Source organism: Blastocatellia bacterium (genome assembly GCA_035275065.1).
Taxonomy (GTDB): domain Bacteria; phylum Acidobacteriota; class Blastocatellia; order UBA7656; family UBA7656; genus DATENM01.
Genome location: DATENM010000014.1, coordinates 128399 through 142027, shown reverse-complemented (window position 1 = coordinate 142027; position 13629 = coordinate 128399). Strand labels below are relative to the sequence as shown.

The following is a 13629-nucleotide window of genomic DNA, read 5'->3' as shown; positions in this document are numbered from 1 at the left end:
TCCAGTGGAAATCCTGCGACTGCAACTCCATTTCAGACTGTTTTAGAAATTGATAGAGGGAATCGTTATGAGACTATTTCTTCGGCCCCGCACTGCAACTTTGCGGCGGCAGGTCGCCGCTACCTGCGTCTTGGCGCTGTTGCTCTCGTCGGTTGTTTTGGCGCAGCAGAAGCGCCCGCTGACGTCTGCCGATTATGACGCATGGCGCAGCATTCAAGGGCAGACGCTGTCGCGTGACGGCAAGTACGTGGCCTACGCGCTGGTGCCGCAGGACGGCGACGGCGAAATCGTCGTGCGCCATCTGGAGTCGGGCAAAGAGTGGCGTGCCGGGCGCGGCGCCGCGCCGGTCAATCCGCCGCAACCTGCCCCCGGCGCCGAGCCGCCCACAGGCCCGCCGCCGTTCATCGGTCGCCCGGTCTTCACCGCCGACAGCCGCTTCGTCGTCTTTCAAATCCTGCCGTCGAAAGCCGACACCGCAAAAGCCAAGCGCGAAAAGCGCAAGCCTGAAGAGATGCCCAAGAATGCGCTCGGCATCATCGATCTGACGACCGGCGAGACTCAGCGCGTCGAGGGCGTGAAGAGTTTTCAGGTGCCGGAAAACGGCCCGGCTCTGGTCGCCTATTTGAAAGAGCCGAAGAAAGAAGAGAAGAAGCCTGATGCGACGACGGCTGGCGATAAGAAAAAAGAGAAGAAGAAAGAGTACGGCAGCGAGCTGGTCTTGAAGAATCTCGGCGACCGCAGCGAGCGCGCGCTTGCCGACGTCACCGAATATACCTTGAGCAAAGATGGCCGCTCACTGGTTTTCGCCGTGTCGTCAAAGAACGAAGACGCGAATGGCGCATTCGTCGCCATACCCGGCTCGGCTGATGCGCCCACGGCTCTGCTCACTGGCAAAGGCAAATATACGAAGCTGGTCTGGGACGACAAGCAGACGCAACTGGCTTTCCTGAGCGACCGCGATACGGCGGCGGCGACGCAGCCACAATTCAAGCTCTATCACTGGACGCGCAACAGTGCGGCGGCCAGCGAAGCCGTTTCAACCGCGTCCGCCGGCTTCCCGCAAAACCGCGTCATCAGCGATAAGGGCGCAATGGCGTTTTCGCTCGACGGCGCGAAACTCTTCTTCGGCACCGCGCCGCCACCGCCGCCCGAAAAAGATGACGAAGAGAATCCCGATGACAAGGTGCTGGTTGATCTCTGGCACTGGAAGGACGATTACATTCAGCCGATGCAGCGCGTCCGCGCCGAACAAGAGCGCAACCGCTCGTACCGCGCCGTCTATCACCTCAAGGAAAAACGCTTCGTGCAGCTTGCCGACGAAACCATGCGCGACATCGTGCCGGCAAGCGATGGCCGCTGGGCGCTCGGCATGGACGACCGCGCCTACCGCGCGATGGTTGGCTACGACGACGATTCGAACTCGACGGATGTTTATCTGGTCAACACCACGGACGGCGCGCGCCGATTGCTGACGAGGCGGCAACGCTTCCCGTCGTCATGGTCCCCGGCGGGCCATTACGCGCTCTTTTATGACGGCAAGGACTGGAACACGATTTCAGTCCCCGACGGCAAGGTGAGCAATCTGACCGCAAAGCTCGGCGTCAAGTTTTACACCGAAGACCATGACTCGCCGAGCACGCCATCGGCTTACGGCAACGGGGGGTGGACGGCGGACGAAAAATACGTGCTGCTGTACGACCGCTATGACATCTGGCAGGTGGCGCCCGATGGCAGCAGCGCCCGCAACCTGACCGGCGGCGTGGGCCGCAAAGAGCAGACGGAATTCCGCTACCTGAAACTCGATCCGCAAGAGAAAGCGATTGATCCGAACAAGCCCCTGCTGCTGCGCGCCGAGAACGAGTGGACGCGCGATTCGGGCTTCTATCGCGGGCGCGTGGGCGGCAGCGCGCCTGAAAAACTGGTGATGGCGGCCAAGTATTTCGCGCCGCCCGTGAAGGCCAAAGACGCAGAGGTCTACGCGCTGACGGCTTCGACCTTCAGCGAATTTCCCGACCTGTTGATCACCGACGCCGCCTTCGGCAACTTCAAGAAAGTCAGCGACGCCAACCCGCAGAAGGCCAATCTGGCCTGGGGCACCTCGGAGCTGATTCGCTTCAAGAACGCCGACGGTGTGCCGCTCTCGGCGATGCTGATCAAGCCGGCGAACTTCGATCCCACGAAGAAGTACCCGATGATCGTCTACATCTACGAGAAGCTGTCGGAAAACCTGCACCGCTTCGTAGACCCGCGGCCCGGCCACAACATCAACGCGTCACTCTATGCCAGCAACGGCTATCTCGTGCTGATGCCCGACATCGTTTACACCATCGGCTATCCCGGCCAGAGCGCGCTCAAGTGCGTCTTGCCGGCGGTGCAGGCGGTGGTGGATCAAGGCTTCGTCAATGAAGACGCCATCGGCATTCAGGGGCATAGCTGGGGCGGTTACCAGATCGCTTACATGGTCACGCAGACGAAGCGGTTCAAGGCGGCGGCGGCGGGCGCTCCGGTGGCGAACATGACGAGCGCCTACAGCGGCATTCGCTGGGGCACGGGCCTGCCGCGCCAGTTCCAGTACGAGCACACGCAGAGCCGCATCGGCGCGACGCTCTACGAATCGCCGATGGTGTATATGGAGAACTCGCCGGTCTTTCACGCGGCGCGCGTCGAGACGCCGCTGATGATGATTCACAACGACAACGACGACGCGGTGCCGTGGTATCAGGGCATCGAGTATTACCTGGCGCTGCGCCGGCTCGGCAAAGAGGTCTACCTGTTCAGCTACAACGGCGAGCCGCACGGCCTGCGCCGCCGCGCCAACCAGAAAGATTACGCGATGCGCTTGCAGCAGTACTTCGATCATTTCTTGAAGGGAGCGCCGGCGCCCGAATGGATGGAGAAGGGCATCCCTTACCTTGAGCGCGAGCGCGAGAAAGAGAAGTACAAACCGACCGCCGACACCAGGGAGAAGTCGCCAAACTAAACTTGGCCTACCCTCCATCTTACAGAGGCGCGCGGCGCGCCGTTTGGTCGGATTCCCGCCTCACCGAGGCGCGAATCGATTGGGCGGGGAGCTTCCTGTAGCCAAAGGCGTGTGACCGAACCTCGCACCTGAGGCGCCGGCCCGCCGTCTTGGCGATTACGATTACTTGACTTAAGATGTTAGGCCGTTTTAATGTGTGGGGCCTATCTTTGGGTTAGCTTCAGATTAATCAGTAGTCGGCGGCATTTCCGCATCTAAGGCAGATACATGAGAGGACGACGATCATCAACCCAGCTATGGCTTGTCGGCGCTTTCCTATTCTTGATTGGCGCGAGTGGTTCCTCAACTTTCTCGCGATCACAGGCGACGGCCCTTTTCCCTTTCTCCGCGGGCGGGAAGTATGGCTATATCGACGCAACGGGCCGCGAAAGAATTCCTCCGACTTACGACTGGGCTTCCGAGTTCCATGAAGGCGCCGCCATTGTAGGGTATCGCAGGGGTGAGAATTGGCGGATGGGGTATATCAACCCGTTAGGGCGCGAGCTGACAAGAGACAGATTCGATTACGCCGCCCCCTTCTCGAACGGGCGGGCGCTGGTCGGCGTCGTCGAGGCGGCCAACGCGCACCACATGAAGTACGGGTACATCGACCTCAACGGCAAACTGGTTATCCCACTACAGTTTTATAAGGCCGAGTCATTTTCAGAGTCGAAAGCGGCGGTAGCCAACGAGTATGGGAACTGGGGCTACGTCGACAAGAGCGGCAAGCGCCTCATCGAGCCGCAATTCTTTCAGGCTGGCCCGTTCTCGGACGGGCTGGCTCTGGTCGCCGACCAGGCGGGGCGCTACGGCTTTATCGACACCACTGGGGCCATCCGCATCGAGTTACAGTTTAATGGCGGCACGAGATTTTCGGAGAGCCGGGCCGCCGTGGTCAGCGACGCTAATAAAGTCGGCTACATCGACCAGACGGGACATTGGAAGATACCCGCAATCTATGAGGCCGGGCTCCCTTTTTCCGAAGGACTCACCGCCGTCAAGGAGAAGGGCAGGTGGAGGTACATCAACCCAGATGGGACGCCGGCCTTCTCGCAGACGTTTGACCAGGCTCGCAGCTTTAGGAATGGCCTGGCGGCCGTGAAGCTGGATAAGGAGTGGGGATTCATTACCCCCGCTGGCGACTGGAAGATTCCTCCGCAATTTGCTGCGGCCAATCCCTTCGACGCTGCCCTGACGCGAGTGGTCGATGGCGTGTATGGCCGGCATCAGTATGTCGATAGACAAGGGAAGATAATCAGGCCATTTAAGGGGACGCCGGCTCTGGCTCCGGCGAACGTCTCGACCACCCTTTTAGAGGCTGCCGGCATTGGTTTCGGCGCCGACGGCGGCGGCTGGGAATTGACTGACATCAAGTTGGAATCGGAGCCCGCCAATGCCGTGGTCTATTTGATCCCGCGGCGGCAGTGGGAGACCATCCCTGAGCTGGCCAACAATGACCAGGCCCTGGCGCCATTTAAATTCGAGGGTGGAAATACGCCGGCGTCGGGAAAGGTCCTGCAAAAAGTTTATTACGCGCTCTTTGAGTATAAAGGGAAAAGGTTGCCGCTCAAGGTCGACGTGTTCGCCGGCAAGGCCAACGTCTACAAGATCGTGTTCCCGGCCCCTTAGCGGGCGGCTGTGGGCCGAGAAGGTTGCCTGGAGGGAACCATGAAGAAACTATTCGTCGCCGCTTCCGGCATCTTCGCGGCGATTCCCGGCCTTGTCATCATCCAGACGGGGCTCGGGACCCCACCTTCCTACAGCGTGCTTTTTGGCGGCTGCGTAGAGGCCTTCGGGGCGCTGACTCTGGTACTCTTGTGGGCGAACAAAAGCAAGATCGTGCGCCTTACCGCGCGCAAGGCGACGCGGATGTCGGTCAGGCTGGCGGCCCTCTGTTTCGTGTCTTTGGCGATTTACCTGTTGCTCTACAATTTGTGCATCGTCGAGAATCCGCCGCGGGGGACGGTCTATTACCCCTTATGGCTGAGCGGCGAGGCCGCCGAATTGGTTGCTCTTTCCGGTGGTAGGAGCGCAGCAATCGGTGAGTATGGCATCATGGGAGTTCGTGAGGCCATCGCCAAGATGCCAAGCTTCGCGCTGACCTTCACAACCATCCTGCTGCTGCTGATTTACCAGGCGATTTTTAATAGCTTGGCGGCGGCGTTCACCCTGATCGGCTTCCGAGAGGGGCCGCCGCTTTGACCCCGCGGGCTGTCGCCGGACCGGCTACAGGCCCGGCCCTTTGAACCGCACCCACACCGTGTAAATCCTCTGTTTTTTCTGGTCCCGGTCCTCCCGGTCCAAGATGGTCACTTGGATGCTGGGCCCGAAAATGTCCTTGTCTTTCGGGGACGCCGAGAAATCTTTGTGCTGATCCCGGTTGATCTCTTCCTCAAACTGCCAACCCGGGGGGAGTAGCTTTTTGATCTCTTCGACGATGAAGCTGTATTGATCTTCAGCGACTTTCAGTACGTTCGTTTCCGGCGTCTCGCAGGAGTATTCAGCCGCATCCGAACTCTTCAACTCAACCTCACACGTCTGGGTGCCGGGCAGTAAGACCAACGCCTTGTGAGTGACGTTGCGTGCCTGCATGGGGCCGAGCAGGCCGCGGAACTCATTGCGGCTTGCTTCAATCAATTTGGGTACGGCCACCGAAAAGCCGTAAGTGACTGGGGCCGGCGGTTTCTCATAACCTGGCAGAAACGTGCAACGCTTCAGTTCCGTGTCGTCGCCATTGTCGGTGTGTGCGTAGTGCAAGCGGGGCATGGTGTCGTCCTGTCTGAACCAGGTCAGCCGGCCTCGCGCAAAGTAGCGCTCGCCGGGCGCGAGGGTGAAGCGGTGGATGGTCGTGTCGAAAGGCAGCCATCGCTGATAATCCCGCTTCGCGGCGTCTCGCGGCACATGCCCTGAAGAGACAACGATGGCACACCGCAAAGGGATGGTCCCGCCATTGCGGTAGGTGAAAGTATAGCCGACGTTCGGGGGCGTGCCTTCGGTACGCCAGTCGATCTCTATCTGGTCGTTGATGAGGTACTCGTCGGCGCGGGGGTCATTCTCCGCGTCATTGTTGATCTGCGCCTTGCCCACGCACTCGCTGATTTGGTCCCGCCTCCAGGACGGCAAGGGGTGGTCGGTGGTGGTGGGCAGAGTCTGCACAAAGGCGAGAACCTCTTTCAAGTCGTCTGCCTTCTTCCGGGCAATAAAGGTGCGGGCGGCGTAGCAGTCGGCCTCCTCTTCCTGGTCCCTGCGGAATTGTGCGTTTAGGAAACCGCCCGAGGTCGAAAGGGCCTGGACATGACGGAGCACATGATGGGCAAATTCATGCTCAAGGACGAAGGTCCTGGCGGCTGCCGGCAACTTGTCCAATTTTTCTTTGTTCACATAGACGACCTGCTTGTCGCCCTCCATCGCGGCGACGGCAATATCATCAATCGCCTTTTCGACATAGAGGATGGGCCGCTTTTTTTGTGGGACTTGCATCGCCGTCCCATCGCCCTGTGGGTGTGCAGCGGCCTGGTAAGCGCCGCCCGTGGCGAGCAGGAAGAAGGCGGCTGCCGCACTGGTCGTCAGGAAGGTCCTCATGGGGTCACCTCCAGGGGCAGGCCCGGTGTGTTCCTGGGTTTCTCAACTCGGTGGCGGGTCCGGCGCATTGCAAATTTTACCGCCCCGTCAGCCACCGCTCGCCGGTATAGTAGGCGTCTCGCACCGCGAGGTTGCCGGAGCGGTAGCCGGCCAGCATCGCCCCCACCCTTTCCTGCGGGGTCCCGTGATGTGATGGGCTCCAGAAGTCATAATCGCCTTTCTCAAAGAGGCTCTGGGCGAAGGCCCGGATGTTGGTCGGCGCGATGTAGCTTTTTCTGGCCAAGTAATAACCCGCCATGAAATCCGCATGCAACTCTCTGAGCTTCCCCGGCAGCCTTGATTGCATAGCGATCTGCAGGATGTGCGCAAATTCATGGGCCATGACGCCCGCAACGGCAAAGCCCCCCTTGTTCATACTCCAGAGTTCCGTCCTGAGCAGGCCGGTGCCCAAATAGACGGTCCCGGTATAGCCGTTGAGGGTGGAGGTGGGCGACGCGAACGCGTTCGGAGCCTCGCCGTCATCGAAGAGGAACATGTTGGGGTTGACCCCGAAAACCGAGTAGATCAAGTTCCCCTCCTGGTTCAGCAACGTATCCAGGCGCGGATCTCCCGTAGTCTTCATGATCCGACTGACGTTTGCGGCCCCCTGTAGGCATTGCCCCTTGGCCTCTCCGCCAAAGCCGGCCACCATGATCAACAATAGTAAGCCGCAACCAAACAAATGGAAGACTCGCCGCGGCAGCATCCCTACTAAGATGTTAGTCATCAGGTTTACCTCCGTCTATTGTGCTATAAGCTAACGAATTCGGCCTAAACTTGAGAAATCGGGAGTTCCCGATTATGGTGAATGTAAACGCGGGCAGAATGCTATTATAGCGTTCAATACAAGTCAAGTATGCCTTACACCGCTTCGGCGCCTCCGCGGACTTGTCGGTCGGAAATCGACGTGATAACGACTTGGCTGCCGCGAAAGCCGCCCGGCTCGTTGACGGTGGGCCGGACCTGAAGGGTGGTCCCGCGGACGCGCTCCGGGCAGCGGCACTGTCGCCGCTTCCAACCCTTGCCCGCTGCCTTGACGTGCGCCGCAAGGCCGGCTAAGGTCAGAGGCGCCACTGGTCAGTCGAACGCGCCCAACATCATTTACCATTTCGGTGAACCCAAGCGATGAGATATCTTCTCCCTCTGCTGCTCGCATGCCTGTTGTGCGTGTCATCGGCTCAAGCCCAATCGGCTGATTCAAAGCCGCTGGCCATAACTCACATCACCCTCATTGATGTGGCTGGCGGCGTAGCGCGGCCTGACATGACGGTCATCGTCAATGGCAATCGCATTGCGGCAGTCAGCAAATCAAACAAAGTTCGCCTGCCGCAAGGCGCGCAGGTCGTTGACGGCAGAGGCAAGTTTCTGATTCCTGGCCTCTGGGATATGCACCTCCACCTGACGATCATCCCCGACCAGGAAATCACCGGCAAGATCATTGCGCCGCTGCTCGTCGCTTATGGCATCACCGGCGTGCGCGACATGGGCGGCGACTGGCAACGCCTGCAAATGTTGCGCAGCGAGATTGCCGGCGGGCAAACGCTCGGGCCGCGCATCTTCACGCCAGGGCCTTTCGTTGACGGGCCGCAGGCGGCGAGCCCTGTTGTCTTGCCGGTCAGCAACGAAGACGAAGCGCGACAGGCGGTGCGCAAGCTGAAAGCGCAGGGCGTTGACTTCATCAAAGTTCAAGCCGCGCTGACCCCGCCGCTGTGGCGAGCCGTATTGGACGAAGCGCGCCGGCTCAACATCGTCGTCGCCGGCCACATCCGCGAGTCAGAAATGAGCCGTGCGCTGAACATGCTGGTGCGGTGATCGCCCGTCATTCGGCTTTGCCGCTTGCGGCCCGGCGCGCGGCGTGATAATTGAGAGTGGCTATGACCTTGCTACTTGGAATCGACATCTCGACGACCGGCGCGAAGGCGCTGCTCACCGACCAGGCGGGGCGCGTGGTGGCGAGCGCTTCAAATCCACTGACGCTTTCGACGCCGCGCCCGCTCTGGTCAGAGCAACAGCCGGAAGACTGGTGGCGAGCGATTGCCGCAAGCATTCGCCAGGCGCTCGCTGAAGCCAACGTCACAGGCGATCAGGTCGCGGCCATCGGCCTGACCGGCCAGATGCACGGGCTGGTCTTGCTTGACGAGCGCGGCGAGGTGCTGCGTCCGGCGATTCTCTGGAACGATCAGCGCTGCGGCGCAGAGTGCGACTTGATCCGCGAGCGCCTCGGCCTTGAGCGCCTGATTCAGCTCACAGGTAACGACGCGCTCACCGGATTTACCGCGCCGAAGATCGTCTGGGTGCAGCGCCACGAGCCCGAAATCTTCGCCCGCGCCCGCCACGTCTTGCTGCCCAAAGATTATGTGCGCTACAAGCTGACCGGCGCGATGGCCATGGATAAAGCCGACGGCTCGGGCACCATGCTGTTCGATCTGGCGGCGCGTGACTGGTCCGCGGAGGCGCTCGATGCTTTAGAGATTCCGCGCGGCTGGCTGCCGGCGACTTATGAGGGGCCGCAGGTGACCGGCCAGGTGACTGCTGAGGCCGCGGCGGCGACGGGACTCAGCGCCGGGACGCCGGTGATGGCCGGGGGTGGCGATCAGGCGGCGGGCGCGGTCGGCGTCGGCGCGGTGCGCGCAGGCGTCGTTTCGCTAGTGCTCGGCACATCGGGCGTCGTCTTCGCTTCGACCGACGCGCCGCTCATCGAAGGGCAGGGCAGGCTGCACGCCTTCTGCCACGCCGTCCCAGGCCGCTGGCACATGATGGGCGTGATGTTGAGCGCCGCCGGCTCCCTGCAATGGTATCGCGACACGCTCGCGCCGCAGACCCCATTTGATGAACTGGTGTCCGAAGCGACAGGGGCACCGGCGGGCAGCGAAGGCTTGATCTTCCTGCCTTACCTGACCGGCGAGCGCACGCCTTATCCCGACCCGCTGGCGCGCGGCGCGTGGGTCGGCTTAACGGTGAGACACCGGCGGGCGCATCTGACAAGAGCGGTGCTTGAAGGCGTGGCGTTCGGCTTGAAAGACAGCTTCGCGCTGTTGCAGAGCGCGGGGCTCGGCGCGATTGAGCAGGTGCGAGTTTCGGGCGGCGGCGCGAAGAGCCCGTTGTGGCGGCAGATTCTCGCCGACGTGTTGAACGTCGAGCTGGTGACCGTGAACACGACGGAAGGCGCGGCCTATGGCGCGGCCTTGCTTGCGGGCGTCGGCGCGGGCGTGTGGCCTGATGTGGATACGGCTTGCGCGCAAACGATCAAGACCGAAAACGCTGTCGCGCCGAATGCTGAAGCCGTATGCCGCTACGCGGCGCTCTATCCGCATTATCGGAATCTCTACGCCGCCCTGCGCCCGACCTTCGTTGGATTGGCGACAATAGAAGATTGAAGAGTGCCAGCCGCTTGCCGGTTACCTGGATGAATCGAGCAAGCGGTTCAATTTCTCAAGTCCGCCTGTACGGTCGCCCGCCGACCGGTCGCTCGCAAACCGATGGACGCGACACATGAGGCGGCTGATCTGCTCGCCGCGCGGGTTGTCTATCGTCGCCAGCACGACATTCATCTGTACAGGCTGCGAGCCCGCGCCCATCGCCGCGCGCAGTTGCAGCGGCAGCTCAATCGTAAAGTAGAACGCGCCGCAGCCGACGCCTTCGGCGGCCTGCGCATAAAGCGACTGCGTCTGCTCTGTGCGCTCGCCGGGCGCCGCCGGCGTTTTGCGCGCCGTGTCCTGCGTCGCCTGCGACAGCTCGCCCAGTTGAGCCGTGGTTTCAGGGTTCTTCGCTTCGCGGCCCTGTTTCTGTTCGGCGGCCTTAGCACTCGGCTTCGCTTTGGGCTTCTCCTGCGGCTCCTCGTCGCGCGCGCTCGGCCAGGGGTTGTCCGCCGTCGCCAGCGTGCCGATCAAGCGGCTCTGGAGTTTTTGCGAGACCCGCCCGTTGAGCTGGAAGTTGCCGCTCATCACGACCTGATCGCCGACGATGTCGGCCCGCGTCAAGATAAAGGTGAACGACATGGGCCGCCCATTGCTCCTGAAGTCACCGTTGACCGTGCTGCCGTTCAACTCGCCGGCGATGCTGCGCAGCGGCTCGACGCTACTGGCGACAGTGGCGCCGGTTGATGAAGTGGCCGCGCCGCGTCGCTTGCCGCCTCGGCTCTGCGCCGACACGCCCGCCGCCGAAAGCAGCGCCAGTGTAATGACCAACACAAATAGTCTTCGCATGGTTGACGCTCTCCTTTCTACAGGCGACCGGCGCGGTACTGATCGGCGATGTAATCGCAGGCCCGCGCCGTGATGGCCATCATCGTTAAGGTCGGATTCTGGTTGCCGCTCGACACATAACAAGCGCCGTCGGTGACGAACAGGTTGTTGACTTCATGGGCCTGGTTAAACTTGTTCAGCACCGAAGTCTTCGGGTCGGCGCCCATGCGGCAGGTGCCGACTTCGTGAATCAGGATGCCCGGCGTCGAAGTCGGGCCGTGGCTGGCCTGAACATTTTTGGCGCCGGCGGCTTCGAGCATCTCGGCTGCCGTGTCGCCCATGTCTTTGACCATCTCGCGCTCGTTGTCGCCGAACGCCGCTTCGATGTGCAAGACAGGGATGCCCCAGGCATCAACCACGTCTTTATCGAGCCGCACGTGATTTTCATAACGCGCCAGGCATTCGCCGAAGCCGCCCAGGCCGATGCCCCAGGGATGATACTCGCGCACCATCTTCTTCAGGCCGGAGCCGAAGCCCGGCATGCCTTTGGCATGCTCCCACAGCGGCTGGCCGGCGCCGCCCTGGAAGCCGTAACCGCGAATGAACTTGCCGTGCTTCGTCGTCAGGTTGCGGAAGCGCGCGATGTAAATGCCATTGGCTCGCCCGTCCTGGGCGAACTCTTTCGCGTCAACCATCGGCAGACTGCCCGAAGCGCCGCCGCCGCCGACGTGATCCATCAAGTAATGACCGAGCACGCCTGAGCTGTTGGCAATGCCGTTCGGATATTGCGACGACACAGAGTTCAGCATGATGCGGGTTGATTCCATCGTGCCGGCGCAGAGGACGACGACCTTGGCCATCACCTCGCGGTGGTTGCGCGTCACCGAGTCCACATAATGCACGGCTTTGGCCTTGCCGGTGTTAGCGTCAACGACGATGTGGCTGACGACGGCGTTGGTAATCAAGGTCATATTGCCTGTGCGGGCGGCGGCGGGCAGCGTCGAGGCCGGGCTGCTGTAGTAAGAGCCGGTCGTGCAGCCGCGATCACAGTGGCCGCACCAGTGACAGGCGGCGCGCGCGTCGGGCGTGCCCTGATGAATCGGCTTGGTCAGGATAGCGCAGCGCCCGATGGTGACGCGGCGGTGCGGGTCGCCCAGCTTGGCGACGGCTTTGCGCAACATCAACTCGCCGCAGGTGTAAGCCATCGGCGGCAAGAATTTGCTGTCGGGCAGTTGCGGCAGGTTCTCGTAAGCGCCGCTGATGCCGATGAACTCTTCGACCTTGTCGTAGTACGGCGCGAGGTCTTCGTAGCTGATCGGCCAGTCGTCGCCGTAGCCGTCGTGAGTCTTCGCTTTGAAATCGTAGTTCGACAGCCGATAGGTCTGCCGGCCCCAGGGGATCGAGCGCCCGCCGACCTGCCGTGCGCGAATCCAGTAGAAAGGCTTGTCGGGCGGCGTCGTGTAAGGGTTCTCCTGATCGTTGACGAAGTACTGGCGGCCATACTCGTTGCAGGCATAGCATTTCGATTGAATCGGCTGGGTGCGCATCATATCGCGCTGGTCGCCGAAGCCGCGGTACTTAAGCTCGTAAGGCCAGGTGTGCTCGGTATAATCCTTGAGCGGATCGAGCTTGCGCCCGGCTTCCAGCACGGCGACCTTCAAGCCTTTCTGGGTTAGCTCTTTGGCGGCCCAGCCGCCGGTCGCGCCCGATCCAACAATGACTGCGTCGTAGATGATCTCTTTGCCCATGATTCCCCTTTGAAAGAAGTAGGCAGTAGGCAGTAGGCAGGAGGCAGGTATTCCGAACGACTGCTTCCTGCTTCCTGCCTACTGCCTCCTGATTTATGCTAGCGCCCGCTTGACGTACTCGAAGGCGTCGCGCAGGCCGGCGGTCGGGTGGTCTTCTTCGATCTCGTATTCGAGATTGGCCGCGTATTTGAACTTGACCTCTCTGGCCGCCCGCATGACTTCGGCCACAGGAGTCGCGCCCTGGCCGAAGCGCCGGTTGGTGCGCTTGGCGTCTTTGTCGCGGTCTTTGACGTGCAAGCTGACGATGCGGTCATGGTGCTGCCGCAGAAAGGCGACCGGGTCGTAACCCGCGGCAGAGAAGTGACCGACGTCGAGGTTGGCGTTCATATACTTCGAGGTAGTTTTGAAGAGGTTGAGAAAATCGTCCGGCGTTTCGTACTCCTGTGTGCGGTCGCCTTTGTACCACTCTTCGCCAAACCAGTGATTGTGCAGCCCCATCTTGATTTTGTATTTCTGGCTCCACTGGTCGAGACGCGGCACGATGGACTTCTGCACCGAAGCGGTCATCACACGCGTGCCCAGGAGCAGCGCGCCGTTGTAGCCGCGGTCGAGGTGCTCGTCGCTGGAGTCCTTAGGAAAGTTGACGCAGTAGGCGCTGACGCGAATGCCGGCATCGTCGAACTTTTTCTTTACCGCCTTGAACTCCGCTTCCGAGGTTTTCATCGGGTCGAGATGGCCATTCCACAGCTCGACGCTGCTCAGGCCGACCTTCTGCATCTCGGCGATCATCCCTTCGATGGTGAACTTGCGAAAGGTGTAGCTCTGCACGCCGATCTCGACGCCGCTGACGACCGACGGCTTGACCTTATCGAATGGCCGCAACAGGCCGGCGCCCGCCGCGCCGAGCAAGATGCCGCTGAACTTCCTGCGAGTGATGTGGTGCATAAAGACGCCTCCCCTACCCTTAAGACATTTTGGAAGTATTGATGAGGCGATGATATCGCCGCCGCCCGCAGGTTGCAAGCGCAGCCGCCGGACGTGCGACTGGGAGCGCGGG

10 protein-coding genes are annotated in these 13629 nt (G+C 61.3%); 5 read left to right on the top strand and 5 right to left on the bottom strand.

The window, feature by feature from the left end:
* The first annotated feature begins 67 nt into the window (after nucleotides 1-67).
* The 3 genes from VJ464_02555 (at nucleotide 68) to VJ464_02545 (ending at nucleotide 5221) form a co-directional block, all read left to right on the top strand.
* A complete protein-coding gene (locus VJ464_02555; protein HKQ03985.1) occupies nucleotides 68-2980 on the top strand; it encodes a prolyl oligopeptidase family serine peptidase in 2913 nt (970 codons plus the stop codon).
* A gap of 513 nt (nucleotides 2981-3493) precedes the next feature.
* Nucleotides 3494-4648, top strand: coding sequence for a WG repeat-containing protein (locus VJ464_02550; GenBank protein HKQ03984.1), 1155 nt, complete (start codon nucleotides 3494-3496; stop codon nucleotides 4646-4648).
* Between the two features lie 39 nt (nucleotides 4649-4687).
* Nucleotides 4688-5221 carry a hypothetical protein gene (locus VJ464_02545; protein ID HKQ03983.1) on the top strand — a complete coding sequence of 178 codons (534 nt, stop codon included), beginning with the start codon at nucleotides 4688-4690 and terminating at the stop codon, nucleotides 5219-5221.
* 24 nt (nucleotides 5222-5245) lie between these two features.
* Here VJ464_02545 and VJ464_02540 read toward each other — a convergent pair whose 3' ends face one another.
* Together VJ464_02540 and VJ464_02535 are read right to left on the bottom strand one after the other, a co-directional pair.
* A complete protein-coding gene (locus VJ464_02540) occupies nucleotides 5246-6601 on the bottom strand; it encodes a hypothetical protein (protein ID HKQ03982.1) in 1356 nt (451 codons plus the stop codon).
* A gap of 76 nt (nucleotides 6602-6677) precedes the next feature.
* Nucleotides 6678-7367 (bottom strand): hypothetical protein, encoded by a 690-nt coding sequence (locus tag VJ464_02535; GenBank protein ID HKQ03981.1) that lies wholly within the window; start codon nucleotides 7365-7367, stop codon nucleotides 6678-6680.
* 398 nt (nucleotides 7368-7765) lie between these two features.
* On the opposite strand from VJ464_02535, the gene VJ464_02530 reads away from it, so the two are divergent.
* Both VJ464_02530 and xylB read left to right on the top strand, forming a co-directional pair.
* Nucleotides 7766-8452, top strand: coding sequence for an amidohydrolase family protein (locus VJ464_02530; protein ID HKQ03980.1), 687 nt, complete (start codon nucleotides 7766-7768; stop codon nucleotides 8450-8452).
* Nucleotides 8453-8514: 62 nt separating this feature from the next.
* Nucleotides 8515-10017, top strand: coding sequence for a xylulokinase (gene xylB / locus VJ464_02525; protein ID HKQ03979.1), 1503 nt, complete (start codon nucleotides 8515-8517; stop codon nucleotides 10015-10017).
* Nucleotides 10018-10038: 21 nt separating this feature from the next.
* Here the strand turns inward: xylB and VJ464_02520 are convergent, their stop codons facing one another.
* From VJ464_02520 to VJ464_02510, 3 genes are all read right to left on the bottom strand, one after another.
* Entirely contained in the window at nucleotides 10039-10845 is an 807-nt protein-coding gene (locus VJ464_02520; GenBank protein ID HKQ03978.1) for a hypothetical protein, read from the bottom strand.
* A 17-nt stretch (nucleotides 10846-10862) separates the two neighbouring features.
* On the bottom strand, nucleotides 10863-12572 hold the full coding sequence (locus tag VJ464_02515) for a GMC family oxidoreductase (protein ID HKQ03977.1): 1710 nt from the start codon (nucleotides 12570-12572) through the stop codon (nucleotides 10863-10865).
* A gap of 93 nt (nucleotides 12573-12665) precedes the next feature.
* A complete protein-coding gene (locus VJ464_02510; protein ID HKQ03976.1) occupies nucleotides 12666-13517 on the bottom strand; it encodes a sugar phosphate isomerase/epimerase in 852 nt (283 codons plus the stop codon).
* Between the last annotated feature and the right edge of the window lie 112 nt (nucleotides 13518-13629).

Excerpts from the sequence above, each read along its gene's own strand:
- xylB (HKQ03979.1), top strand. The coding sequence starts at position 8,515 with ATGACCTTGCTACTTGGAATCGACATCTCGACGACCGGCGCGAAGGCG.
- VJ464_02540 (HKQ03982.1), bottom strand. The coding sequence starts at position 6,601 with ATGAGGACCTTCCTGACGACCAGTGCGGCAGCCGCCTTCTTCCTGCTC.
- VJ464_02550 (HKQ03984.1), top strand. The coding sequence starts at position 3,494 with ATGGGGTATATCAACCCGTTAGGGCGCGAGCTGACAAGAGACAGATTC.
- VJ464_02510 (HKQ03976.1), bottom strand. The coding sequence starts at position 13,517 with ATGCACCACATCACTCGCAGGAAGTTCAGCGGCATCTTGCTCGGCGCG.
- VJ464_02515 (HKQ03977.1), bottom strand. The coding sequence starts at position 12,572 with ATGGGCAAAGAGATCATCTACGACGCAGTCATTGTTGGATCGGGCGCG.
- VJ464_02535 (HKQ03981.1), bottom strand. The coding sequence starts at position 7,367 with ATGACTAACATCTTAGTAGGGATGCTGCCGCGGCGAGTCTTCCATTTG.
- VJ464_02545 (HKQ03983.1), top strand. The coding sequence starts at position 4,688 with ATGAAGAAACTATTCGTCGCCGCTTCCGGCATCTTCGCGGCGATTCCC.
- VJ464_02555 (HKQ03985.1), top strand. The coding sequence starts at position 68 with ATGAGACTATTTCTTCGGCCCCGCACTGCAACTTTGCGGCGGCAGGTC.
- VJ464_02520 (HKQ03978.1), bottom strand. The coding sequence starts at position 10,845 with ATGCGAAGACTATTTGTGTTGGTCATTACACTGGCGCTGCTTTCGGCG.
- VJ464_02530 (HKQ03980.1), top strand. The coding sequence starts at position 7,766 with ATGAGATATCTTCTCCCTCTGCTGCTCGCATGCCTGTTGTGCGTGTCA.